Here is a 24,895-nt window from a genome sequence, read left to right on the forward strand (position 1 = left end):
TCCTGTTTAAAAACGGGTGTCCTGTTTAAAAACGTTTAAGAATGGGTGTCCTATTTAAAAACGATCAAAAAAGCCGCCTGAATCAGGCGGCTTTTTTTGTCATGCCGTCACCGTCAGTCTTGCGTAATCGGCAGCAGCGTGATTTCAACACGACGGTTCAGTTCTTTGCCGGCTTCGGTACTGTTGCTGGCAATCGGCTGACTTTCACCAAAGCCAACCGGGTCCAGTCGTACGGAGTTGATGCCTTGGGTTTGCAGGTAGTTAGCCACGGATTTGGCACGCTGTTCCGACAATGCCTGGTTAAAGGTTTCAGAGCCGTCGCTGTCGGTATGGCCAGAAACCACCACCAATGTGGAGTCGTATTCTTCCAGTACCAGTACCACTGAGTTCAACACTTCATAAAAGCTGGAGGCGATCGCTGAACGACCCGAAGAGAAAGTAATATTACCTGGCATGATCAGGTTGATATTGTCGCCAACCCGCTCAACGCTGACGCCAGTGCCGCGCAGTTGTTTACGTAATTTGGCTTCTTGGGCATCCATGTAGTAGCCGATGCTGCCACCAACCAAACCACCACCTGCAGCCGCCGCCAGAATCCGGCGATTACGGGTGCCGCTGTCTTCATCCTTGTTGGTAGCATAAGCAACCACAGCCCCAACGCTGGCGCCAATGCCTGCGCCTATTGCAGTTTTGGATGTTTTTTCTTCACCGGTATAAGCGTCGAATGTGGTGCACCCACTGGCCAACATCACGATTGAAGCAACTGCTGCGATCCTTTTCATACTCTCTCCTGAATTTGTAGTTTTGTCATCAAGTTTAAAAACGGCTAGCGGACGGTATATTACTGTTTTTTACATGGAAGTTTCAGTCTTAATCTCGATTGACGACAGCAGGATTTATTTGTAGCTGATGCTGGCAACTCACCGATGGCACGGTATCTCTCGCAGTCTCAGCGGCGACCATTGGATGGACGCCGTGAAACAGGGGGCCGGACCAATAACTGGTAGATCTGCACCAAGACACTGCTGATTCCTACGGTAATCCCCAAAAACACCATGATCGCTAGCGGTGAGCTCAAATACTGCAATGAATACGTCTTGCCCTCATCGCACCCCGATATCAAACCAAGCCAGCGTCCGCCAGAATCCAGGCAGATGTCTTGAGCCGAAACATAAATAAAGCCAATCAGTCCGCAGACAGAGATCAGCATGGAGAGTGCGAGGCAAATCAGCCATATTTTCATAAGGATGTTGAACCTGGTTGACGATGTGGCCGAGAGTGTACACCAACCACCCTAGGAGACTGCTTGTGTGCTGTCTCAGGTAAACAGACTAGGCAAACACGGCAATGGCCTCAGCACATTCCCGTAATGCCAATATCCGTTCAAACAGCCCATTGGCATCCTCAAAGCGAGGGGTGGGGCCAACAATACCCAGCGCACCGATCAGAGCCGAGCCACGCATGACCGGTACTGCCAACGATGTCACCCCTTGTTCGAATTCGTTGGCCACCAGGGCGTAACCGTTGATTCGGGCCTTTTTCAGATCCAGACGAAGGTCTTCCAGGTCGATTTTGGTGTCTTCGGTATACGCTGTCCGAGGCGCATCCTGCAGTAGCTGCTCTTGCATCTCATCCGTGGAAAATGCCACCAGAACCCGACCGATCCCGGTGGCGTGCAGGGGTAGCCGGTAACCCACGGTAAACCCCTGGGTAATCATGCCCGGATCGCTGGGTGAATGGGCCACATAAATAGCTTCGGTGCCGTCCAGCATGGCGAAGGAAATCCCTTCTCCCAGCTTGAGTGAATACGACCGCAGAATCGGCGTGACATGCTTGCCAATGTCCCTGCCCTGCAGGAACTCCCCCGCCAGACCCAGTATTTTGGGCGTCAGTTTGTACACCCGGTTGCTGCATTCCAGATAACCCAGATATTGCAATGTCAGCACCAGTCTGCGAGCGACCGTTCGGTTCAGGCCGGTTTTCTCAGCTATATTGGGAATGGTCATGGATCGATCCGTGCCACTAAACGCCTCCAATACTTCCAGGCCTTTTGCAAAGGTCATGGATATATCTTTTTCATTATATTTTTCAAACACTTGGACTATTCCTTTCCGATTAATGAAGGCGCTTTCAACGGCGCTGTGCGCACGTTTGGTTTGTTGGCTTTGTAAAGCGATGGATTAAAAAAAATTTGACTCAGATCAAACTGACATTCTATAAGTAGTGATCGATATTGAAACATAAGTTCGATTATCGATCAAATTATTATAAGCCGCTGTGGAGCTATCGATGAAAGCCGTGAGAAAAAACCTGTCAACGCTTGCCTTTTCCAGCCTGCTGGCACTCAGTTCGGCCTCAACTCTGGCCGCCGAAGCCAACCTGCGTTTTGCTCATTTCATGCCGAAAAACAGCTGGCAGAGTGAACGCATGTTCGAGTCTTGGAAAAAAGCTGTCGAAGAACAATCCGAAGGTCGCCTCAAGGTGACGGTCTTCCCGGCCCAGACATTGGGCAAGGCCCCTGCCGGTTATGACAACGCCAAAAATGGCATTGCCGATATCGCCTGGACCGTACAGGGCTATACCGCCGGACGCTTCCCACTCAGTCAGATCATGGAACTGCCTGGCCTGTTCAAGACCGGTGCCGTTGGTTCCTGCGCCTTCCAGAAGCTGTATGACAGCGGCGTGCTCGACAAGGAATACGAAGAAACCAAGGTGCTTTACGTCCATACCCATAGCCCCGGTCACTTGCACACCAAGGATCAGGTCGTCACCTCTCTGGACGATCTGAAAGGCCTGAAAATCCGTCGCCCTACCGACCTGATTGGCGAACTGATCGGCGAACTGGGTGCCGAGCCAATTGGTATGCCCGCACCGTCTATTTACCAGAGCATGCAACGGGGCGTTATTGATGGCTACATGCTGCCATGGTCAGCGGTTAACAGCTTCCGTGCTTATGAAGTCTCTGATCAGCATCTCGACTTCGGCTTCTACTCGCTGGCCTTTGTGACCACCATGAACAAACGCGCTTACGACAAGCTGCCTGCCGATCTGAAAAAAGTCATCGACGACAACTCTGGCATGGACTGGGCCGTCAACGCCGGTCAGGGCTATGACGACGCCGATCTCGTCGGTATTGCCAAAATCAAGGAAGAAGGAGGCACCATCAATACCTTGTCTGCAGAAGAACGTGCGCAGTGGCAAACCATTGTTGACGGTGTAACGCAATCCTACATTACCCGCCTCGACGAGCAGGGTCTGCCCGGTACAACAACGTATAACAGCGTCAAAGGCTATGTCAGCGCCTGCGAAGCCGAACTGAACTGAGTGATCTGAGCAGGGAGAATCAAGGTGGAAACAATCATTCGATTTTTCGACAAAGTGGCCTTCGTGGCCCTGGTATGCATGTTGTTTGTGGTCGTTTCCAGCGTTCTGGGACGTCTGGTGTTCGACATCAGTGGCGGAGAACTGCAACTGGTCATGCCTGGCTCGGTCGAGCTGGCCAGTTATTCCCTGCTCATCATGGTGTTTGCCTCGCTGCCTCGGGCAGCCACCCATGGGCTGGTGAGTGTCGAGTTGTTACTCGATAAATTACCCGACCTTCTCAAGCGAGTGCTGGAGCGTATCTGGCATCTGTTGCTGGCCGCGTTTGCAGCCGTTATTGGCTGGCTGTTTTTCGGCACCATGGTTGAAATGATCGACCGTGGTGATCGTTCCCAGGACCTCGGCATTCCACTGTATCTGTTTTATGGCGCACTGACGGTGTGCTGCGTTGCCATTGTGCTGACGGGCCTGTGGCTGGCGCGGCATCCGCAACGCCCTGTTTCCCAAGACGACTAACCAAAAGGTAATACGATGGATCCTCTTGTAATTGGTCTGGGTGGCATGGTGGTCATTCTGATGTTGTTGGCACTGGGGTGCCCGGTTGGTCTGGCCATGATTCTGGTGGGTGCTTCAGGCTTTGCCCTGATCGTGGGCCCGGAGCCAGCACTCAACGTGCTGGAAACCGCGGCCTTCGAAACCGCATCCAACTACTCATTCACCCTGATTCCTTTATTTCTGTTAATGGGCAGTCTGGCCGCTCGGGCCGGATTCTCCAAAGACCTGTTTGAGTCTGCCCGTTATTTCACCAAGGGCTGGAATGGCAGTCTGGCACTGGCTGCGGTCAGTGGCAGCGCGGCATTTTCGGCCATTTCCGGTTCTTCCCTGGCAACAGCGTCGACCATGACCCGGGTGGCTTACCCGGAAATGATGAAACAGGGTTATCACCCTCGTCTGGCCGCTGGATCGCTGGCCGCCGGGGGCACCCTGGGCATCATGATTCCGCCGTCGGTCGCGCTGTTGCTGTACGCGCTGATTACCGAACAATCGGTCGGCGATATGTTTCTGGCCGGATTCCTGCCGGGCTTGCTAGCTTATGCGCTCTATCTGGCTACCGTCACCGTGATGGTGCGGAAGTGGAAACCCTCCGGTGAACAAGCACCCGACGAGAACAGTTCACTGCGCAAAGCCTTGCTGCAATTTGCTCCTGTAGGGCTGTTGTTTGGTCTGGTGATGGGCGGTTTGTACGGCGGTTTGTTTTCCCCCACCGAAGCCGGTGGCGTAGGCGCTGGACTGGCGCTGGTCTTTGCGCTGGTACGTGGCCTGGGCTGGGATGATTTCCGCGAGGCCGTTACCGAAGCCGTGGCCGTCACATCAACCATCTTTGTGATTCTGATTGGTGCCGAAGTCTTTGGCTTCTTGTTATCGGTCAGCCAGGTCTCGTTCGCCATGGTCGATATGATTGATGCCTATCAGCTCTCCCCCTGGATGGTGATGGCGCTGATTGTGGTGTTCTACATTGTGATGGGCTGCTTTCTCGAAAGTCTGGCCATGATTCTGCTTACCGTGCCGATTTTTTATCCGGTGATTGTTGCCAGCGGCTTTGATCCGATCTGGTTCGGCATTATTGCCGTGGTCACGGTCGAAACCGGGCTGATTTCGCCCCCCGTCGGCATGAATCTGTTTGTGGTACAGGGTGCCACCAAAAACCTCAAGATCAACGATGTCATGGTTGGAGTTATTCCCTTCGTCCTGGCCGACTTTTTACGGCTGGCCATCCTGATCGCTTTTCCTGCTATTTCACTGTTTTTACCAGAGCTTCTGGGCAACTGAACTGACACTCCGTTTTCAAGGGGATAATCATTATGAGCAACGCCACCATTCACATCGGATTCAAACTCCCGGACGGCAACATCCAGCATATTGACGCGCCGCTGGGACAGAACATCATGCAGGCGGCCATTGTCAATAACATCGACGGCATCGAAGCCGAATGTGGCGGCAGCTGTATGTGCGCTACCTGTCACCTTTACTTGCCCGACAGCCTGCTCGACAGCGTCACGCCCGCGAACGATGAAGAGCTGGAAATGCTCGAAGAAACCGCTGCCGAACGTCGACCGGGCAGCCGCTTGAGCTGCCAGCTGCTGGCCACCGAAGCCATGGCCGGTGTTATTTTTGAAGTACCGGAATGCCAGTCATGAGCCATGCAGCAGGCACCCTGATTATTGGTGCGTCTCATGCCGGTGTACAGGTCGCGGCTTCACTGCGGGATAACGGCTATCACTTGCCGATTACCCTGCTGGAAGCCGGTACCCATTTGCCGTACCAGCGGCCACCGCTGTCAAAGGCATACCTGAAAGAAGCCCTCGACAACCAGCGTCTGGCCTTGCGCGGGGAAGCCTTTTATCAACAAAAGGACATCACTCTGCTCCTGAATCACCGCGCCTTGCAGATTGATCGTCAGCACCAAAGCGTCAGTGCCTGGCACGATAACCGCGAAGTCACCTTTCACTACGACCAGCTGGTCATCGCCACCGGTGCCAGTGCCCGGACCTTACCGGCCGCCGCTGGTATGCCGGGGGTGCGGGTGTTACGGGATCTGGATGACGCCATTGCCCTCAAGGCGGATTTTGATGCGGCCCAGTCCATCGTGGTCATCGGTTCCGGCTTTATTGGTCTGGAAGTCGCGTCCACCGCTGTCAGCCTCGGCAAACAGGTGACGGTGGTCGAACACGGCAGCCGTATCCTGAGCCGCCTGTTTCCGGCACAGCTGTCGGCTTTTATGCAGCAGACCCATGAACAGAACGGCGTTGCATTCTGCTTTGACACCACCGTTGAGCGCCTGACCACACAGAACCGGACACAGAACCCGGACACCCACTCTTATCCACAAAACACGCAGAACCCGGACACCCATAAGAACAACACCAATAACCGCGCTCACCAGACCTGTTTGCAACTGAGCAATGGCCAGACACTCACCGCCGATCTGGTGGTGGTCGGTATTGGTGCCACCATCAATGACCAGCTCGCCCAGGACGCTGGACTAGCCTGTCAGAACGGCATTCTGGTCGACCCCGGCGGCTGCACCTCCGACCCGGCAGTGTACGCCTGTGGGGATTGCACCATCACGACCCGGGCCGATGGCCGCACCACGCATATTGAATCCATACAAAACGCTCTGGAACAGGCCAAAACGGTCGCCGCCAATATCACCGGCCAGCCAGCGCCGGAGCCAGTAGCACCCTGGTTCTGGTCTGACCAGAAAGACATCAAATTACAAATGGTGGGCGACGCCATGGATTACGACGACCTGATTGTTCGTGGCGACATCGCCAGCGGCAAATTCTCGCTGCTGTACTACCAGAATGAGCGGCTGATCCGCGTCGATTCCGTCAACGCCGCTGCCGACCACCTTGCCGCCCGCAAGCTGGTTAGCCAACGTTTCCCATTGCCCAAAGACGCCGCTGCCGATACCGCTGTGCGCCTGAAAAGCTTTACCTAATTCGCTGATGATTGCTTGATCGCAGGAGATACCCACTATGATGAGCCAGGAAAAAAACAACGAACTCAGCCTTGTAAAGGCATCCGATCCAGCCGGTAAACTGTTACGCCAATACTGGATGCCTGCCGCCCTGTCCGAAGAGCTGGACAGCGACCGCCCGGTCGTACCCGTCAACCTGCTGGGTGAAGAACTGGCCCTCTTCCGTAACGAAGACGATAAACTGGTGCTGATGGATCGTCATTGTCCGCACCGGGGTGCCGATATGTGTTTCGGCCGCAAGGAAGAAGGCGGTATCCGCTGCCCCTTCCATGGTTGGAAATTCGATGCCCAGGGTCAATGTGTTGACCAGCCCGCAGAGCCGGAAGGCTCAAAGATGCACGAAAAAATCCGCATCAACTCCTACCCGCTGCATGAAGTGAACGGCATTATTTTCGCCTTCCTGGGCACCGGCGAGCCACCCGCCTTCCCGGATTTCGACTGCTTCAAAGCCCCAGACACCCACGTCTTTGCTTTTAAAGGCCTGTGGGAATGCAATTGGCTGCAAGCACTGGAAGTCGGCATCGACCCGGCGCACGCCTCATTCCTGCACCGCTTCCTGCTCGATGAAGACCCGGAAGACAGCTACGGCAAGCAATTCCGCGACACCGCCGCCGATACCAATATTCCCATGACCCAGGTCTTGCGCGAGTTTGATCGCCCGGAAATCATCGTCAAGGACACCGATTACGGCATGCGCATCATCGCCCTGCGTGATCTGCAAAACGGCACCAGCCATGTGCGCCTGACCAACCAGGTATTCCCGTGCGCCATTACCATTCCGATGTCGAATGAAATGACCATCACCCAGTGGCATGTACCGATCGACGACGAAAACTGCTACTGGTTCTCGATGTTCACCAGTTTTGGCAACCCGGTCGACAAGGACACCATGCGTGCCCAGCGCCTGCAAGAACACACCCTGCCCGACTACGCCCCGATCCGGAACAAGCGCAACCACTATGGTTATAACAAGAAAGAACAGGAAACCCTGACCTGGACCGGTATGGGCATGGACATCAATGTCCACGACCAGTGGGCCTGTGAATCCATGGGCAATATCCAGGATCGTACCAACGAACACCTGGGCACCACCGACAAGGCCATCATCCAGCATCGCCGCAAACTGCGTAAAGCCATGAAGATCATCAGCGATGGCGGCGATTTAAGCGAACTGCCATTACAGCTTAGTGCCGCCCAGGCACGCGATATCAAAGGCCCTATCGCCATTGACGCCATCGCACCAACCCAGGACTGGGAAAGCGTTTGGCAGACCAGCGATCAGCAACGCCGTGCCGCCTGCGACTGGGACGCTGAACTGTAAGCCTAAACCAACATCAAGCGTCAGGGTGTGTTACTGCGGTAACAGGCCCTGCGAGGAGAAAACCATGACCGGTGTATTCGACGACGAAAACAGTTTTTCCGGTAAATACAATTTGTGGAGTCAGGAACAGATTTCTGCCTGCAAAACCCTGCTCGACACCATGCAAACCTGCAACCTCGAAGTCATTCGGGTGTCGTTTGTTGACCAGCACGGCGTACTGCGTGGCAAGACCATCGTTGCCAGCGGCCTGGCGTCTGCCTTGAACAAAGGCATCACCATGAGCTCGACCATGCTGCTGAAAGACACCTCGCATCGGACGGTGTTTTCAGTCTGGCAAGATGACGCAGGGTTTGGCGAAGGACAAATGACCGGCGCCAGCGACGTACTGATGCTGCCCGACCCAACCACATTTAAAATCCTGCCGTGGTCGCCCCATACCGGCTGGATACTGGCCGACCTGTATCAGACCGACGGTACGCCAGTTGAACTGTCGACCCGTGCCATGCTGAAAAAAGCCCAGCAACAACTGAATGATCAGGGTTATGAATTTATTGCCGGGCTGGAAGTGGAATTTCATGTTTTCCGCACCATCAACAAGCCTCGTGGCCTCGACGATGCCGGTCAACCAGGCCCACCGCCAACAACCGAGTTACTGAATCAGGGTTATCAGTACCTGACCGAAGACCGCTACGATGAGATGGAAGAGGTGTTCGACCTGATTCGCCGGAACGCCCAAGGTCTGGATTTGCCCGTACGCTCGTTAGAAGTGGAGTTTGGCCCCAGCCAGTTTGAAGTCACCTTTGACCCGGCTCCGGCGTTGCAACAAGCCGACAACATGATTCTGTTCCGTTCCATGGTCAAACAGGTGTGTCAGCGTAACGGCCTGCACGCCACCTTTATGTGTCGACCACGGTTTGAGGACTCCATGGCCAGCGGTTGGCATTTGCACCAGTCGATTGTATCGCTGGAGCACGGCAACAACTGTTTTGAACCGGCCGCTGGAGAACCGATTTCACGCCTCGGCCAGCACTGGATCGCCGGTATTCTGGCCCATGCCAAAGCCAGCTGTGTGCTGTCGACACCCACCATTAACGGCTACAAACGTTATCGTCCGTTTACGCTGGCCCCCGACCGGATCCAGTGGGGTAAAGACAACCGGGGTGCCATGGTGCGCTGTCTGGCCAACCCCGGTGACAACGCCAGCCGGATTGAAAACCGCGTCGGCGAACCCGCTGCCAACCCTTACCTGTATCTGGCCTCCCAGATCATTAGTGGTATGGATGGCGTCAACCGTGAACTGGAACCACCAGCACCGGTATCCAAACCCTACGATACCGGCGCAGAAACCCTGCCCCAGTGTCTGATGGACGCCGTACAGCTGTTCGAAAGCAGTGCGCTGTACCGCCAGCAGTTTGGCGACACCTTTGTCGACTATTATGCGCACTTGAAAAAAGCCGAGTGGAATCGTTACCTGACCACAGTTTCAGAGTGGGAAGAGCGGGAATACTTTAACCTGTTCTAGTACGGTGCCAGCCCAGAGCAGTGAGAGTCTGTGCATGCCCATGGTGTGCGCGGCTCTTTATCTTGTCTGCCGGCCCTTCAAGCGCACACACGACGGACCCTGATCCATAGCCGATTACCCAGTCGACCCAGCCATGCATCCCGTCATTTATCCGGATATCAGAGATTAATATGCCTCACCTGGTCATTGAATACGCTCGTGTGATCGAGCAAACAACCCCGTTGCGCCCCTTGATGCAACAGCTGTTCGAAGCCGCCTGCCAGGGCGGTATTATCCAACCGCAAGACATCAAGGTACGGGCCATGCCGTACGACCATTTTTTACTGCGCCGAGACGACGAAACCTTCCTTCATATTACCTTGTCGCTGCTCGAGGGTCGCACTGACCAGCAAAAAGAACAGCTGGCAATCAATCTGCGGCAGGTGCTGGCCGAGCAGTTACCCGATGTCGCCAGCCTCAGCATTGATATTCGGGATATGAACGCCACCGCCTACAAAAAGCGGCTGCTGCCCTTGGCGGATGCTGACTGATCGCCAGAGTCACAACGACCTCACACCGTTTCCTCACGCCGTTTATTGTGTCATGCGATATATCGAATCCAGCTCACTGATCCCCAAGCCGCTTTTTTTGATCACCTGCAGCTGGGTTGGAATCCGTTCTTTCATTGCCTCCACATGGCTGATAACGCCGATCATTTTGCCGGAGGCATTGAGGTTATCCAGCGCATCGAGGGCAATATCCAGTGTCTCGCTGTCCAGCGTGCCAAAACCCTCATCCAGAAACAGCGAGTCGATGCTGGTTTTGTGGCTGACCAGATCCGACAACGCCAGCGCCAGTGCCAGACTCACCAGAAAACTTTCACCTCCCGACAGAGTGGTGATATCCCGTTCGGCATCGCCCTGCCAGGTATCCAGCACACTAAGCTCCAGACCCGCATTCTGTTTGCGCTGCAACAAGTAACGGCCGTGTAATCGTTGCAGCTGCTGATTGGCCAGTACCACCAGATTGTCCAGCGTCAGGCCTTGGGCAAAGTTACGGAATTTGGCGCCGTCCCGTGAGCCAATCAGGCCATGCAGATAGCTGATATCGTCATAGTCTCGCTGGAACGCTGCGATTTGATCAAACAGCGCTTGCTGACTGTCGCGCCGGGTCTGGTCGGAGTGGAGCGCGTGACTGATTTCACCAGCCCGTTGGTTCAGTTGTTCCAGCCGGGTGGTTAACTCGGCTAACACCTGCTCTACGTCAGCCAGTGCCGTTTGTTGATAAATCGCCGCCTGCGGGTCTGCCAGGATCTGATGGCAGGCCTGTTCGGCCTGCTCCAGCAAGGCGCGACTGCGTTCCAGTTCGTTATCCAGCTGTTGTTTCTGTAGCTGCAGGCGTTGACGTTCGGCCTCCGGTAACAAGGCCTGCAGAAAATCGGCTTCGGTGGCGAAGGGGCTGGCCGCCAACTGTGACTGCCAGTCGGATTGCTGCTCATCCAGTCGGGCTTGCAAGCGGTCGAGGCCGTGCTGTTGTGTGGTTAACTCGGCCTGCAGAGCCTGATGCTGACTGGATACTGTGTGTTGCTGATGCTGGGCAGTCTGGTAGTCCGCTTCGGCCTGCCGCAGTGCGGTGATGCTGTTGTCCCGTTCTTGCCGCACACTTTTGTCGCCAAACAGCTGATAACGCTGGGCCTGCAGCGTCGTGACCGTCTGCTTCAGCCGGGTCTGTTTTTCGCGGGTATCGGTCAGCTGCTGCTTTACCTTATCCAGCTGTTGCTGGCAGTGCTGATAATCGGCATCCAGCCGGTTCAGGCTGGCCTTGAGCTGTTCTTGCTGACGGATATGGTCGTCCCACTTTTGGCTGTCTTGCTGTCGGGCGGCCAGCCATAAGGCCAATTCTGCCGGCGACGGCGCGGGATAACCTTGTTCGCTCAGTTGCGTGACAAAGGTTTGCCATAAGGTCTCGGCTTGTTGCGCCGTCAGGGCTTGTTGCTGCTGATGGTCGTCCAGCATCTGACGGCTGTTAGTGATGGCCTGATCGGCCAGGGCCAGCCCGGTCCGGGCGCTGGTCAGCTGCTGCAGCGCATGATCCCGTTGTTGCCGGGCCTGCTCACACTGTTTATTAAGAGCGTTGAGCTGCTGAATGGCCTCGCCATAACGCTGCTGCTCGGCCTGGTGCCGGGTTATCTGTCGCTCCAGCGCCAGGGTGTCGGCAATCGTCAGCAAAATGTCTTGCTCCGATTTGGCGATGCTGGACTGCCACTGTTGCTCCCATTGCTGTTGCCATTGTTGTTGCAAGTCGGCTTGCTCAACCTGGATATCCGTCAGACGCTGCGCCAGTTCTTGTTGATAACGTTGGCTGGATGCCAGTGTCTCTTTGGCTTCCTGCCCTTGTTCCCTGATGCGATCCAGTACCCGTTCGGCGTCCAGCTTCTCGGTAATATGTTGAGAGTCACGGCTCAAGCCGCCGTTGAGTGCCTCTTGATGTTTGTCGGCGTCCAGTTGCGGATGTTCCTGCGAACCACACAGTGGACACGGATCACCAGCCTGCAGGGCAGCCCGATAATGGGCCAGCTGTTCGTCCTGGGTCACCAGCTGGGTTAACGCCTGTACCAGTTGCTGCTGTTGCTGGTATTGGCCTTTCAACTGGCTGAGTGTCTGTTCGACGTGGGTGCATTGGCGCTGCCTATCCTCGGCTATGGCTTGTTTATCCCGTTGTTCTGCCGCCAGGGATTGCCATTGCTTGCTGATGGATAGCAAGCTCAGTAATACGGAATACTGCTCCAGCTGCCCGGTACGCTGCTGCTCCAATTGATCCAGAGTGCCCAGTTCACGGCTGGCACCAGCCAGCGCCTGAACCGCCTGTTGCCAGGCTTGCTCTTTGGTCGTCGCGGCGCTGTCAGCCTCTTGGTATTGCTGTTGAGCCTGTTGCTGCTGACCTTGCTGCCGGGTCAGTTGCTGTTGTAGCTCGACCTCTTTTTCACGCTGCTGTGCCAACTGCTGCTTGGCCGCCTGAATCTGCTGGGCCTGTTGCTGCCATTGCCCCAGATACCGCTTGAGTGACTGGTCGGCCGCCTGTTGCGCCAGGTAATGCTCAACCTTGGCTTGTTGTTGTGTCTGGCTCTGCCGCTGCTCGCTCAGATGTTCCAGGTGCTGCTGATGTCCGGTTTGTTGCCGCAGCTCATCATCGATGGCCTGCTGCAATTCTCTGAGTTTGTCTTGCTGGGCAAGCAGCTGTTGATCCAGTGGTACCACCTGGTCGTTCAGCAATTGCTCTTGCTGCTGGTGCCGGGTTTTGGCCGTTGCCAGTGCCTGGTTCTGCCCGGTCAAACGGGTCGTTGCACTGGCCAGCTCAGCGGCCAGCTGGTGTTGCTGTGCCTGTTTTTGCCGACAGTCCTGCTGATGCTGTTCGATTTCGCTGCGTATCGCCTGTAACAAGCGGTATGGGGTCTGCAGTTGCACCGCCGGTTCGCTGCGCTGCAAGCGTTGTATATCGGACCGGGCGCTGGCCAGATGATCTTCGGCCGCCTGCAGGCGTTCGGCCTGGGTGATCCGCTGCTTTCGGGCCAGGTCATATTGTTGCCACCAGTCACGATGGGCACTGGTGGTGGCTATCTCATGTTTGATCGCTGTTTGTTGCTGCTGTAATTGCCCGGCTTCCTCTTGCAGCTGTTGTTTTTGGGCATCATCCAGCAGTTGCACCCCTTGGGCCCGGGCGTGCAGTTCAGCCAGTTGTTGCTTGGCGCTGGCATGATGCTCATGCACCCGCATTGATATCTGGCCGTAGATTTCAGTGCCGGTCAGTTCCTCCAGTAACTCCGAACGGGCGGATGCATTGGCATTCAGAAAGGCGGCAAATTCTCCCTGCGACAGGAGAATGGACTTGGTAAAACGGGAGAAATCCAGTCCGGTGATGGCCTCGATCATTTCACTCTTGGCGCGTAACTGGGTCGCCAGAACCTTGCCGCTGGCGACTTCGGCCAGCTCGACACAGGCAGGCTGCAAATTGCCATCGACCTTGCCTCGGGAGCGACGCATGCTCCAGTGTGCCCGATAGGCCATGCCTTTAACGTCAAACTGCACTTCGGCGGCACAATCCGCGCAGCCGCGAGTCATGATCTGATTGGACGATGTGGTGATCTGACCCAGCCGGGGCGTCTGGTGATAAAGCGCCAGGCAGATGGCATCGAGCAAGGTGGTTTTGCCTGCCCCGGTCGGGCCGGTAATGGCAAACAGGCCGTTGTCGCTGAATGGCGCTTGGGTGAAGTCGATTTTCCACTCACCCTTGAGTGAGTTCAGGTTCTTGAACTGGAGGCTTAAAATCTTCATGCGTCGTGCTCCGGGTGCTCGATTTCTGCCAGAATCTGCTGGAACTGCACTTCAATCCGGGCCTGCCTGCCGGGCTGATCGTCAAGGTTTTCCAGCGCCAGACGTTTGCCAAAGACCTCCGCCGGGGTCAGCTCTGCCAATGTTTCCTGTGCTTGCCGGGTTAATACCTGACGGCCACGGAGCCGTGAACGGCGCAGTTGCAAGACCTCGACCGCCAGCCCTTCGGTCAGGGCCTGAATCCGTTGCGGCAAATCGGCCAGATAGTCTTGCTGTTCCACTTCGATACATAGCCAGACCGGTTGATCAGCAGGTATATGCTGATAGGCCAGCAACCCCTGTTCGATGGCTGCCAGATCTCCCTTGATAACGGCCATCGGTTGGAAAACCGGCACATCAACAGGGGTTATCGCAACGGTGTGTGAACCAGAAAATTCGACCATGACCACTTGTTTGGTCGTTTTTAATTCATCAAAGCTGAGTGGAATGGGCGATCCGCTGTAACGGATATGCTCGGATTTGGCCACCCGCTGTGGCCGATGAATATGCCCGAGAGCAATATAATCTGCCGGAGGGAAACCATCCGCAGCAAACCCGTCCAGCGAGCCGATATAGATGTCGCGAACGGAATCTGACTGGCTGACGCCCAGCGCCGTCAAATGTCCTGTCGCAATAATCGGTACGTCGAGTTGTTTGCTGGTCTTGAGTGCCAGTGCCGCCTGATAAACCCGCTGATAATGTTGTTGGATGGCCTCCCCCAGGGCCTGACGTTTTTCCAATCCCGACTCACCGGCCCGGCTTTGCAGCACGTCGCGCGGGCGGATAAAGGGAATAGCGCAGACGATGGCACCAACCGGGCCAGCCGCGTCACCATGCTCACGCTCGCTGCCATGGCGATATTCCAGCTCGATAAGCTGCTCATGGGGGTCCAGCGGGCTGATACTGGCCACTACTTGCGTATCCAGGCACGCCACCAGCTGCCTGGATTCATTCAGCGTCGAAACCGAATCGTGATTGCCCGCCAAAATAACCAGGCGGCAGTGGCACTGGCTGATCGCGACAATAAATCGATTGTACATTTCTCGTGCATAACTCGGAGGGGTACCGGTATCAAACACGTCCCCCGCTACGATCACGGCATCGATGTTATAACGTCGTACCTGCGTCAGCAGCCAATCAAGAAAAGCCTGATGTTCAGCCTTGCGGCTCTTGGTAAAAAAGCTCTGACCCAGATGCCAGTCAGACGTGTGCAGGATTTTCATAACCGTTATCCGTAAGGGGAGAATTTGAAAAGGACCCGTCATTTCGCTGCATTCGTCGCCTTGCCCTGAACAACGGCAACACTCGCGCAGAGCCGTGCAGGATTAAATAGATGTCCCCGTAAGTGATAGCTGAAAGGTTATCACAGCGACGGGGTTGGGTTGGCGGCAGAAACCAGCGGTGATTATATTCGATTAATGGGTGTCCCGGTGCCGTGGCAACAGGGATTTCCGTATTCTGGCGGCAGTGTTTAATGCGCTATTTTTTCTTTAACAAATCAATCGGTTAGATTGCCTTATCAACAAAATATAGCGTGCTTCTGGTGGTTAATGGTACTGTTTGCGCTCTGACATTATTGCCGAGAGCGTTATTTCTGCTCATGATTTTCTGCCTGATAATATCAATAAAAACCCGGTTTTTTATGCCGCTCCGTTCGGAAGACCGCTTATGACTGGACTGCTGATTCTGCTGGCCTTTTTAATGGCCGGGACGCTCGTTCAACACTGGACCTCGGCGCCTATTCCTCCTTCGATTATCGGTATGTTGCTGTTGCTGGTTTTTCTGATCAGCCAGCGCAAGGTGCCTGCAGCATTGACCAGCATTACCCAGTCACTTGCGCCGATTTTACCGTTGTTCCTGATTCCGGTGAGCGTGGGAGTGATCACCCATGAACAACTGGTGCGCGAGCATGGGCTGCTACTGCTGTTGATTCTGGCCATCAGTCTGATTCCCGGCACACTGGTATGTGGCTGGATTATGTCCAGAGGAAAACGTTCATGATGATATTGCTGCAAACCCCTCTGTTCTGGACGGCGCTGACCATCGGTGCTTTTTTGCTCGGTCAGCAGGTCTATCGGTTAACCGGTAATCTGGTACTGTTGCCACCGATTCTGACCGGTATCGGGCTGGTGGTGGTGACGCTGAAACTGACCGATACGCCGTACACAACGTATATGGAAGGCGGGCACTATCTGCACGATATGCTGCAACCGCTGATTGTGATGCTTGCAGTACCTCTGTTCCTGCAGTTAAGGGCATTACGTCAGGATGCCCTCCGTATTGCTCTGGCCGTCACACTGGGCAGTGCCACCACCGTCGCCTGCGCCTGGTGGCTGACCAGCTGGTGGATCGGTGATCCCATGCTGTCACAAACCATGCTGACCAAGTCCATTACCACACCGGTGGCGGTTGCCATTACTGGTCAACTCGGTGGTGATCCGTCACTGGCGGCGGCGTTTGTGATTTTGTCTGGCTTGTTGGGGGTCATCATGATTTTGCCGATTCTGACGCTGATGCGTATCCAGCGTCCAGAAACCGTTGGTATTACGCTGGGGGTCTGTGCTCATGCGATTGGTACCAGTCGGGCACTGGATCTGGGGGAGCGGGAAGCAGCCTATGCCATCACCGCAATGATACTGACGGCGACTCTGCATGCTGTGGTGTTACCCTTGCTCGTCAGTCTGTTTTAAGTGGTAGTCTATGTGCTTATCGCTACCGGCGGCGGGCAATAACTCCGTCATCAATGGACGCATAATGACCAACGTCATGATAACGACATCGGTGCACTATTCACTCTGTCAGCAAGGCCTGTCAGGATAGGAGATTACGCGGGCTGCTGAGGCAAATACGCCTATACTTGATACTCAGAGCCTCATCGATACAGTTAACCGCTTTTCACTGTTGTTGCTGTACCTGGTCGTATCACTTCAAGGAATCCAGATGTCGTTTAGTCCTGGCCAACAGTTACTACTGACCTCTACCGCTCTGGTAGCGGGCATCAGTGCCATTATGGGAGTAACGGCTTTTTTGCTCGCCCGAGGAGAGCCAGACGTCGTCACCCTGAAAATACTGGCAGGGGTGGCCATATTGGCCTTGCTTGTGGTGGGCTCGGGCATCGGCCTGATCAGTCATTATCTGACTCGCCCGGTGACCAATCATTATAAACAGCAGTTGCTGCAACAAGGGTTCACCTGGGAGCATGTCAGTGGCATCGTGCTGAGGGTGAATGCCCAACAGCTGATCCTGGATGCCAACCCGAACTTCCAGCAATTGTTTGACCTTTGCCCCGGCTCTTATCTGTCCAGTATCCAACGCCGTAATGAGCGCGAGTTGATTCAGCAAAAAATAGATCAGTCCTTGAGCACCCGCTCCATGGTCGATTTTGAAGCCAGTCTGCTCGACCGCTACGGCGAATGGGGCCGTTGGGCCATGCAAGTCCGCCTTTGGCAGCAGAATGATGGCGACCAGGTCTGGCTGCTGGTCACCGGAGACGACATTACCCAGCGCTATTTTATGGAAGCGCAGCTCCGCGAAGAGCAGCAGCGGTTATCGACGTATATCAATACCATGCAGACCCTGCTGATTATCTGTGATGAAAACGGCCATGTGACACGGGTTAACCTGCAGGCCCAGCAGCTGCTGCAAATACCGGAAGACCAGATCAACGGTTACCCGTTCAGCTATTTGATTCCGCAGCAGGCGACCTCCACCGTTGAGCGCGAATGGCAAAATCTGCTCAGTCGTCATAATGGCAACCTGTCGCTGGAATTTCCGGTGCTGTCATCGACCGGCAAAGAGCACATTATCAGCTGGCGCATGACACGACTGACCAGTGCCAATACCTCCCAGGGACAGGTGTTGCTGGCTGGACTGGATATCACCGAATCCGTAGCCAACCGGCAGGCACTCGAAACCGCCAACAGCCGCATCCGGGAAGCCTTGACCCAGGCGGAACAGGCCAACCATTCCAAATCCATATTCCTGGCCAATATGAGCCATGAGATCCGCACCCCCATGAACGGTATTCTGGGTGCCACGGAACTGATTCTGGATTCCAACCTGACAACCGAGCAGCGCCATTATCTCGATATTGTCCATACCTCATCGCAGTCACTGCTGGAGATCCTTAACGACATTCTGGACTTGTCGAAAATTGAATCCGGCAACCTGGAGCTGGAGCAGATCGATTTTGACCTCAACCAGCAACTCAGTGACCTCAAACGGCTGTTCGATGAACCGGTCAAACGCAAGGGTCTGACGTTTATTTATTATTACGACGGTGATATTCCACAATACTGGAATGGCGATCCCAAACGTATCCGTCAGATCATCACCAATCTGATCAGTAACGCCATCAAATTTACCGACTACGGCCAGATAGAAGTGCAGGTCACCGGCAAGCAGACCGAAGGGGCGCTGTACGATATCCGCATTGCCGTCACCGATACCGGCATTGGTATTTCCCAGAGCAAGAAAGAGCAGGTGTTCTCCGCCTTCCGCCAGGCTGATAGCAGCACCAGTCGTCGTTATGGCGGCACCGGTCTGGGCCTGACTATTTGTCGCCACCTGGCATCCGCCATGAATGGGGATGTGGAGCTGGAATCCAGCCCCGGGGTGGGCAGCACCTTCTCCCTGCAACTCCCCTTGCAGGCCGCCAAGCCACCGGCCGTGACCAAGCGGCCATCCCTGCAGCAATCACCCGCCTTGTCTGGCCGTATCCTGCTGGCGGAGGACAACGAGGTGAATCAGCGTGTTGCTTCGCGCATGCTGGAAAAACTCGGGCTTGAGTGTGTGGTGGTCAGTGATGGTCGCCAGGCGTTACAGGCACTGAAACAGGACGCCTTCGATCTGATTCTGATGGATATCAATATGCCGGTGCTGGATGGTATCCAGGCGACCCGGCATATACGCCAGCTCTCTGGCGATGAGAGCCAAATCCCTATTCTGGCACTCACCGCCAATGCCATGATGGAAGACCGCCAACGCTGCCTGAGCGCTGGCATGAACGGTTTTGTCAGTAAACCCATCCGCATGGCAACGTTACGTGCCGCGCTGGTGGAACTGCTGCCGGAACAGTTGGCCCCGGCAAGCACTCAGGCTGGCAGCACTTCGCCGTCGTAGTCACCGGCCAGGTAGGCTTGCGCCAGCGCCAGCGCTGCCACCGCCCGGCCTTCGGAAAAGTCGTCGCGCTGATACAACGACAGCAGGTCACTCAGTTTCCAGGGGATCAGCTCCAAAGGCTCCGGCTCGTCGCCTTCCAGCCGTGACGGGTACAAATCCCGCACCAGCACCACATCGATGCCACCACTCATGTAGCTGGGTGACAGGCTCAATCGTTTAAGGAAGACAAACTCGCGCGCGCCATAACCAATTTCTTCCTGCAGCTCGCGGTGACAGGCTTCCCGTATTGTTTCACCCAGGTCGACCGCACCTTTTGGCAAGGTCAGCGTGTAATCTTCAATACCACCGCCATACTCCCGGATCAGTGCCACGGTGTCGTTATCCAGCAACGCCACCATCATCACCGCACCCGGGCCACCGGGCATCAACCGTTCATAAGTGCGCTCCACACCGTTGCTGAAACGCAACGCCATCGATTCAACCCGGAACAGCCGACTCTGGGCGACCAGCGAGCGATGCAGGATCTGAGGTTTTTTATCCATGTCAGGCCTGTTTAAATAGCTGAAAATCTGTTGAGTATAACCCTATGCGCCCGATCGACTGGCAACAAATTGACACCGTACTACTGGATATGGACGGTACCCTGCTGGACTTGCACTTTGATAATTACTTCTGGCTGGAACATTTGCCCGAGCAGTATGCCCGCCACAAGGGCATCGACAAGGCCGCCGCTCTGACGGAACTGAGCAGCAGCTTTATCGGCCTGCGCGGTACCCTCAACTGGTATTGCCTCGATCACTGGAGCAATCTGACCGGATTACCGATCGCGGAGTTGAAAAAAGACGTCGCCAGCAAAATCGGCTTCCGGCCTTTTGTGCGCGAATTTCTCAACGCCCTGGCACAGCAAGGCAAACGCAAGGTCATTGTCACCAATGCTCACCGCGACAGTGTGGAACTCAAACTGCACCACACCGGGCTGGATCAATACGTTGACCGCATCATCAGCTCCCACGACTACCGGGAACCCAAAGAACAACAGGCCTTCTGGCAGCATTTGCAGCAAGACGAGCCGTTCGACCCGCAGCGTACCCTGCTGATTGATGACAGTATGGCTGTGCTAGAATCAGCCCAGCGTTGGGGCATTCATTATCTGTTGGCCATCCATCACCCTGACAGCCAGCGCGAGCCGGTGTTGCAAAACCGGTTTCCCGGCATTCTACATTTTGACGAACTGGTATTTGACGCACAGGACACTACCCACCGTGACTGACAACTCCACCAAAGTCCGCCTCGACAAATGGCTCTGGGCCGCCCGCTTTTTCAAAACACGGGCACTGGCCAAACACGCCATTGAAGGCGGCAAGGTTCACTACGACGGCCAACGCTGCAAGGTCAGCAAACTGGCCGATGCGGGTGCCAGGCTGACCATTCGCCAGGGCTTTGACGAAAAAGAGGTGATTATCACCACCTTGTCTGACCAGCGCCGGGGAGCCCCGGAAGCACGGCTGCTGTATGAAGAAACCCCGGCCAGCATCAAGCGACGTATGGACAACTCCGAACAACGCCGGGCGTTACGTGCCTCCATGCCCACCCCAGACCACAAACCCAACAAAAAAGAACGCCGCGACATGCGCCGTTTTGAGCAGGTCCATCAGGATCTTGGCTGAACGTTACAGGTACACCGATATGTCATACCCCAGTGCTGATCAATTGCAGCGATTTTCGTTTGATGCCGCCCCGATTCGTGGAGAGGTCGCCCATCTCAATGCCACTTACGAGGCAATCTTGAATCGCCACGACTACCCGCCCGTTATCCGGGTAGCCCTGGGCCAGTTACTCGCCGCCACCGCATTGATGAGTGCCAGCCTCAAGTTCAAAGGCCGGCTAACCCTGCAAATACGCCTGCCAGGGGCTATCTCCCTGTTGCAGGCAGAAACCAATGAACTGGGAGAGCTGCGGGCGATTGCCCGCTATGACAGCGATCAGCCAGAAGCAACCCTGACCTTTGCAACGGAAGGCCAGCTGGTTATCACCCTGGAGCCGGAGCAAGGCCAGCGTTATCAGGGTATTACCGCCATTCCCCAAGGCGATATAGCCACCGCACTGGAAGACTATTTCAGCCAGTCAGAACAACTGCCCACACGCTTCTGGCTCTGCAGTGATGGCACCCGGGCCGCTGGCTTTATGCTGCAAAAACTACCCGCCAGCCAGCAACACAGCGACGAGCAGCAAACCATTGACCAGGATGCCTGGGACCGGGTCTCTCACCTCGCCGCCACCATCAAGGATGAAGAACTCCTTGAGCTGGACAATGATCTGCTATTGCAACGCCTGTATCACGAAGAGGATGTCCGGGTGTATCCCGCCACGCCGCTGTCGTTTGCCTGTACCTGTTCCCGTGACCGGCTGGCCAACGCCCTGCATCAGGTTGGCTACCAGGCGTTAGCCGAAATGATGGAAGAATCCGGTAGCATTTCGGTCGACTGTGAATTTTGCCACCAACACTACGAATTCGGCCAACATGATATGGCAGAGCTGTTCCCTGAAAACAATTTGCATTAAATTACTGCCTGCCAGGTCGCTGTTACATTTGTTACAATGATCTGGAACCCCACAAATAATCCGAAGAATCAGCAAATATAGCCCCTGTTTATGCGGGTTATTAAGCTGACCCATAAAGAGGAGACTTAGCGCAAACGGCATTTTCTGGCATACTTGCGCAGTCTCATTGATCGAGTATCGTCTGCAGCACACACAGACGGGTGTACGAATTTTGGTAACGGCTACTATTGCCGACCACAACTGCGAGGACCCATCAGGGTATCGATATGACCACTGTATTCACGGATTTATCTACTCCATTTCTGGTAGAACAAGCCATTGCCCGCGGCGAAGGCCTATTGCAAGATAACGGCGCACTGGTAGTAGAAACCGGCGCTCGTACTGGCCGTTCTCCAATGGACAAATTCATTGTAGAAGAACCAAGCAGCAAGGATGCAATCGACTGGGGCAATATCAACCGCCCATTTGATGCCGATAAATTCGATGCCCTGTGGGACCGCGTAGAAGAATACCTGGCCCAGCAAGACAGCTTTGTTTCCCATGTTCATGTTGGTTCTGACCCGCAGCACTACCTGCCGGTCAAAATGTCGACCCAGACTGCCTGGCAGAACCTGTTTGGTCGCAACCTGTTTATCTTGCCGGAAAGCTACAACCCTTCAGACAAGGAAGAATGGCAAATCCTGAACGTTGCCAACTTCGAGTGCGTACCGGAACGTGATGGCACCAACTCCGATGGCTGCGTTATTGTCGACTTCTCCCAACGCAAAGTACTGATTGCAGGCATGCGTTACGCTGGCGAAATGAAAAAAGCCATGTTTGGTGTACAGAACTTCCTGTTGCCAGAAAAAGACGTGCTGCCAATGCACTGCTCTGCCAACGTTGGTGATGACGGCGATGTTTGCCTGTTCTTCGGCCTCTCCGGTACCGGTAAAACCACCCTGTCTGCTGACCCGGGTCGCTTCCTGATTGGTGATGACGAGCACGGTTGGGGCAAGGGCACTGTCTTCAATATCGAAGGTGGCTGCTACGCCAAGACCATTGACCTGTCACAGAAAAACGAACCCATTATCTGGGATGCCATCCGCTTTGGCGCCATCGTGGAAAACGTGGTGATCGACAAGCAAACCCGAGTGGCAGACTACAACGACACCAGCCTGACCGAAAACGGCCGCTGTGCTTACCCGCTGACCCACGTTGAGAAACGTGTTGTTGAGAACATGGCTGGCGAACCCAAAGCAGTTGTCTTCCTGACCTGTGATATGACCGGTGTATTGCCACCGGTATCTGTCCTGACCAAGGAACAAGCGGCTTACCACTTCCTGAGCGGTTACACAGCTCTGGTTGGTTCAACGGAAATGGGGGGCGTAAAAGGTCTGAAATCCACCTTTTCTACCTGTTTTGGTGCACCCTTCTTCCCACGTCCAGCAGGCGAATACGCGGAACTGCTGATGAAACGTGTGACGGAGTTCGACTCTCAGGTCTACCTGGTCAACACAGGTTGGACTGGCGGTTCAAACGGTGCCGGTGGTGAGCGCTTCAGCATTCCAACCACGCGTGCAGTGATCTCTGCTGTTCAGTCTGGTGTGCTGCGTGACGTTGAAACCGAAGAGCTGCCAGTCTTTGGCCTTCGTGTACCAACCGAACTGCCTGGTGTAGAAACCAAATTGCTGAATCCAACCAAAGCCTGGGCTGACCAGGACAAGTTTGATGCAGCGGCACGCCAGCTGGCGAGCCAGTTTATTGAAAACTTCAAGAAATACGATGTTTCCGACGCCATTCTGGCGGCGGGCCCTCAGCTGTAAGACTGCCTTGCTGCTGAATGCTCAATAACACAGTCCGATAAAATAAAAGGGGCGCTACCATTACTGGTAGCGCCCCTTTTTTATTTTATTGCTTATGGCGCCTGTTGCCGCTGCACTGTCAAACAACGCCAACGCCAACGTCCTCAGCCTATATCCAGAACGTCTCGCGCCAAAGGCTCTATTTCTTTCAGTCGGCTGGAGCGGTCACGGGCCATTCTGACACCACACGCTTGCAGGGTCGCCACGGGGTCGATGTCTTCCAGCCGATCAAAATCCAGCATTTGCCATTGCTCCCGCTGGATCAGCACGGACAAGACGTATTGATCCTCCACAACCCCGGTCGCAGGATTGGCTCGCTGGATATAACCAGAAATCAGACAGCGCTGAATACCCGGAAACAATGCAAACACTTCGCCAGTGACCCGAAACAGCGACCCGGCGCACAGTCGGATAAAATCACGCCGCCCCTGGGCATCGGTGCGTTTTTTGAATGATAACTTGCCGTTGCCCCGCGCCTCGGCCATCCGCTGGGGTACATCTCCTTCATCCGGCAAATCAACATCCAGGGCAATGCCGGTTACATCATGGTTAAATTCATACTCAATCAAGGTTTCTTTCGGCCAGGCAATGCCGCTGAGGACATAATCCAGCGCCGTTTCCATATGGGCACTGAATCCTTGGGCCGCCAGCCGAAAGGCTTTTTCAACTTCGGCACATTCCTGCTCATGATCATCACGCAGCTGCTGCCACTGCGCCAGTTCTTGCTGATAACTCGCCAGCGCCTGCTGATTACTCTGTTCAATGCTGTCTTGTCGAAATAACAGTTTATCCATCAAGCCCGGCTCTTCGATCACCGGCGGCAATGGTTCATCAATAGCAAAGGGGGCCGGTAAAGCTGGCGGAGTACCCGGTTTGGGCGTTAACAGATGTACCCCCAAACAAGCATTCAGCTCGGTATTGATACGTTCTGCGGCCTGCTCCAGTAATGTCTGGATGGTCTCGGCCTGGTAAGCCTTGACCTGTCTGGCTGCTTTGGCGGGCAAGGGTTGGTCATGCTCATCGGTCAGTCGTAACAAGCCATCACCATCAACCTGAATATTCACGGTATCAGGGTAGTCGACGGGGTTGGAACCAGCAGCGGCAGCGGAGGATTGTCTATTATCGATTCGGGTACGGTAATAGAGACCGGTACCCGGCAATCCGGCATTGATATAAGTACCTCGACGTCCCAGTGTCAGACTCAGCCCTCGAGGGCCAATGGATGTACTGACGCCGGAACCACTGAGATTCAGGCGCACGCCCGGCATGATGGTAATACGCTTTCTGAAACGGAGGCCCATACCTTTCCCTGGTTATATT

General features: G+C 55.0%; 22 protein-coding genes. 15 read left to right on the forward strand and 7 right to left on the reverse strand.

Features of this window, described 5'->3' with window-relative positions; all coding sequences use genetic code 11:
• Positions 1–113 precede the first annotated feature (113 nt).
• The 3 genes from Q4551_RS00325 to Q4551_RS00335 all read right to left on the reverse strand — a co-directional run bounded on the left by Q4551_RS00325 (position 114) and on the right by Q4551_RS00335 (position 2,063).
• Positions 114–782: an OmpA family protein gene (locus Q4551_RS00325; RefSeq protein ID WP_303431103.1), complete on the reverse strand. Its 669-nt coding sequence runs from the start codon at positions 780–782 to the stop codon at positions 114–116.
• 167 nt (positions 783–949) lie between these two features.
• Positions 950–1,243: a hypothetical protein gene (locus Q4551_RS00330; protein ID WP_303431104.1), complete on the reverse strand. Its 294-nt coding sequence runs from the start codon at positions 1,241–1,243 to the stop codon at positions 950–952.
• An 88-nt stretch (positions 1,244–1,331) separates the two neighbouring features.
• On the reverse strand, positions 1,332–2,063 hold the full coding sequence (locus Q4551_RS00335) for an IclR family transcriptional regulator (protein WP_303431105.1): 732 nt from the start codon (positions 2,061–2,063) through the stop codon (positions 1,332–1,334).
• 226 nt (positions 2,064–2,289) lie between these two features.
• Here Q4551_RS00335 and Q4551_RS00340 point away from each other — a divergent pair, with 226 nt between their 5' ends.
• The 8 genes from Q4551_RS00340 (at position 2,290) to Q4551_RS00375 (ending at position 10,235) form a co-directional block, all read left to right on the forward strand.
• Positions 2,290–3,324, forward strand: coding sequence for a TRAP transporter substrate-binding protein (locus Q4551_RS00340; protein ID WP_303431106.1), 1,035 nt, complete (start codon positions 2,290–2,292; stop codon positions 3,322–3,324).
• A gap of 24 nt (positions 3,325–3,348) precedes the next feature.
• On the forward strand, positions 3,349–3,837 hold the full coding sequence (locus tag Q4551_RS00345) for a TRAP transporter small permease (RefSeq protein WP_303431107.1): 489 nt from the start codon (positions 3,349–3,351) through the stop codon (positions 3,835–3,837).
• Positions 3,838–3,852: 15 nt separating this feature from the next.
• Positions 3,853–5,151 carry a TRAP transporter large permease gene (locus Q4551_RS00350; RefSeq protein ID WP_303431108.1) on the forward strand — a complete coding sequence of 433 codons (1,299 nt, stop codon included), beginning with the start codon at positions 3,853–3,855 and terminating at the stop codon, positions 5,149–5,151.
• Positions 5,152–5,183: 32 nt separating this feature from the next.
• Positions 5,184–5,519, forward strand: coding sequence for a 2Fe-2S iron-sulfur cluster-binding protein (locus Q4551_RS00355; protein WP_303431109.1), 336 nt, complete (start codon positions 5,184–5,186; stop codon positions 5,517–5,519).
• Positions 5,516–6,823, forward strand: coding sequence for an NAD(P)/FAD-dependent oxidoreductase (locus Q4551_RS00360; RefSeq protein ID WP_303431110.1), 1,308 nt, complete (start codon positions 5,516–5,518; stop codon positions 6,821–6,823). The genes Q4551_RS00355 and Q4551_RS00360 overlap by 4 nt, the downstream gene beginning before the upstream one ends.
• A gap of 37 nt (positions 6,824–6,860) precedes the next feature.
• A complete protein-coding gene (locus Q4551_RS00365; RefSeq protein WP_303431111.1) occupies positions 6,861–8,183 on the forward strand; it encodes an aromatic ring-hydroxylating dioxygenase subunit alpha in 1,323 nt (440 codons plus the stop codon).
• A gap of 64 nt (positions 8,184–8,247) precedes the next feature.
• Positions 8,248–9,705: a glutamine synthetase family protein gene (locus Q4551_RS00370; RefSeq protein ID WP_303431112.1), complete on the forward strand. Its 1,458-nt coding sequence runs from the start codon at positions 8,248–8,250 to the stop codon at positions 9,703–9,705.
• 170 nt (positions 9,706–9,875) lie between these two features.
• On the forward strand, positions 9,876–10,235 hold the full coding sequence (locus Q4551_RS00375) for a 5-carboxymethyl-2-hydroxymuconate Delta-isomerase (protein ID WP_303431113.1): 360 nt from the start codon (positions 9,876–9,878) through the stop codon (positions 10,233–10,235).
• 42 nt (positions 10,236–10,277) lie between these two features.
• On the opposite strand, the gene Q4551_RS00380 is transcribed toward Q4551_RS00375, so the two are convergent.
• Complete coding sequence (locus Q4551_RS00380; protein ID WP_303431114.1) at positions 10,278–14,015, reverse strand: SbcC/MukB-like Walker B domain-containing protein; 3,738 nt, start codon at positions 14,013–14,015, stop codon at positions 10,278–10,280.
• The gene (sbcD, locus tag Q4551_RS00385; protein WP_303431115.1) at positions 14,012–15,274 is read right to left on the reverse strand and encodes an exonuclease subunit SbcD; all 1,263 of its coding nucleotides are present in this window, start codon (positions 15,272–15,274) and stop codon (positions 14,012–14,014) included. The genes Q4551_RS00380 and sbcD overlap by 4 nt, the downstream gene beginning before the upstream one ends.
• A 445-nt stretch (positions 15,275–15,719) precedes the next feature.
• Between sbcD and Q4551_RS00390 the strand changes: the two genes are divergently transcribed.
• The 3 genes from Q4551_RS00390 to Q4551_RS00400 all read left to right on the forward strand — a co-directional run bounded on the left by Q4551_RS00390 (position 15,720) and on the right by Q4551_RS00400 (position 19,172).
• Positions 15,720–16,052: a CidA/LrgA family protein gene (locus tag Q4551_RS00390; protein ID WP_303431116.1), complete on the forward strand. Its 333-nt coding sequence runs from the start codon at positions 15,720–15,722 to the stop codon at positions 16,050–16,052.
• The gene (locus Q4551_RS00395; RefSeq protein ID WP_303431117.1) at positions 16,049–16,741 is read left to right on the forward strand and encodes an LrgB family protein; all 693 of its coding nucleotides are present in this window, start codon (positions 16,049–16,051) and stop codon (positions 16,739–16,741) included. The genes Q4551_RS00390 and Q4551_RS00395 overlap by 4 nt, the downstream gene beginning before the upstream one ends.
• 250 nt (positions 16,742–16,991) lie before the next feature.
• Entirely contained in the window at positions 16,992–19,172 is a 2,181-nt protein-coding gene (locus Q4551_RS00400) for a PAS domain-containing hybrid sensor histidine kinase/response regulator (RefSeq protein ID WP_303431118.1), read from the forward strand.
• On the opposite strand, the gene nudE is transcribed toward Q4551_RS00400, so the two are convergent.
• Positions 19,145–19,714: an ADP compounds hydrolase NudE gene (gene nudE / locus Q4551_RS00405; RefSeq protein ID WP_303431119.1), complete on the reverse strand. Its 570-nt coding sequence runs from the start codon at positions 19,712–19,714 to the stop codon at positions 19,145–19,147. The genes Q4551_RS00400 and nudE overlap by 28 nt on opposite strands.
• A gap of 44 nt (positions 19,715–19,758) precedes the next feature.
• Between nudE and yrfG the strand changes: the two genes are divergently transcribed.
• The 4 genes from yrfG to Q4551_RS00425 all read left to right on the forward strand — a co-directional run bounded on the left by yrfG (position 19,759) and on the right by Q4551_RS00425 (position 23,536).
• Positions 19,759–20,442, forward strand: coding sequence for a GMP/IMP nucleotidase (yrfG, locus tag Q4551_RS00410; protein WP_303431120.1), 684 nt, complete (start codon positions 19,759–19,761; stop codon positions 20,440–20,442).
• Positions 20,435–20,839, forward strand: coding sequence for a ribosome-associated heat shock protein Hsp15 (gene hslR / locus Q4551_RS00415; RefSeq protein ID WP_303431121.1), 405 nt, complete (start codon positions 20,435–20,437; stop codon positions 20,837–20,839). Before yrfG ends, hslR begins: the two co-directional genes overlap by 8 nt.
• A gap of 19 nt (positions 20,840–20,858) precedes the next feature.
• Positions 20,859–21,734 (forward strand): Hsp33 family molecular chaperone HslO, encoded by an 876-nt coding sequence (hslO, locus tag Q4551_RS00420; RefSeq protein WP_303431122.1) that lies wholly within the window; start codon positions 20,859–20,861, stop codon positions 21,732–21,734.
• A 260-nt stretch (positions 21,735–21,994) separates the two neighbouring features.
• Positions 21,995–23,536: a phosphoenolpyruvate carboxykinase gene (locus tag Q4551_RS00425; RefSeq protein ID WP_303431390.1), complete on the forward strand. Its 1,542-nt coding sequence runs from the start codon at positions 21,995–21,997 to the stop codon at positions 23,534–23,536.
• Between the two features lie 143 nt (positions 23,537–23,679).
• Here Q4551_RS00425 and Q4551_RS00430 read toward each other — a convergent pair whose 3' ends face one another.
• On the reverse strand, positions 23,680–24,876 hold the full coding sequence (locus Q4551_RS00430) for a DUF4236 domain-containing protein (RefSeq protein WP_303431123.1): 1,197 nt from the start codon (positions 24,874–24,876) through the stop codon (positions 23,680–23,682).
• Between the last annotated feature and the right edge of the window lie 19 nt (positions 24,877–24,895).

The sequence above is a fragment of the Oceanobacter sp. 5_MG-2023 genome (genome assembly GCF_030548165.1).
Lineage (GTDB): Bacteria > Pseudomonadota > Gammaproteobacteria > Pseudomonadales > Oceanobacteraceae > Oceanobacter.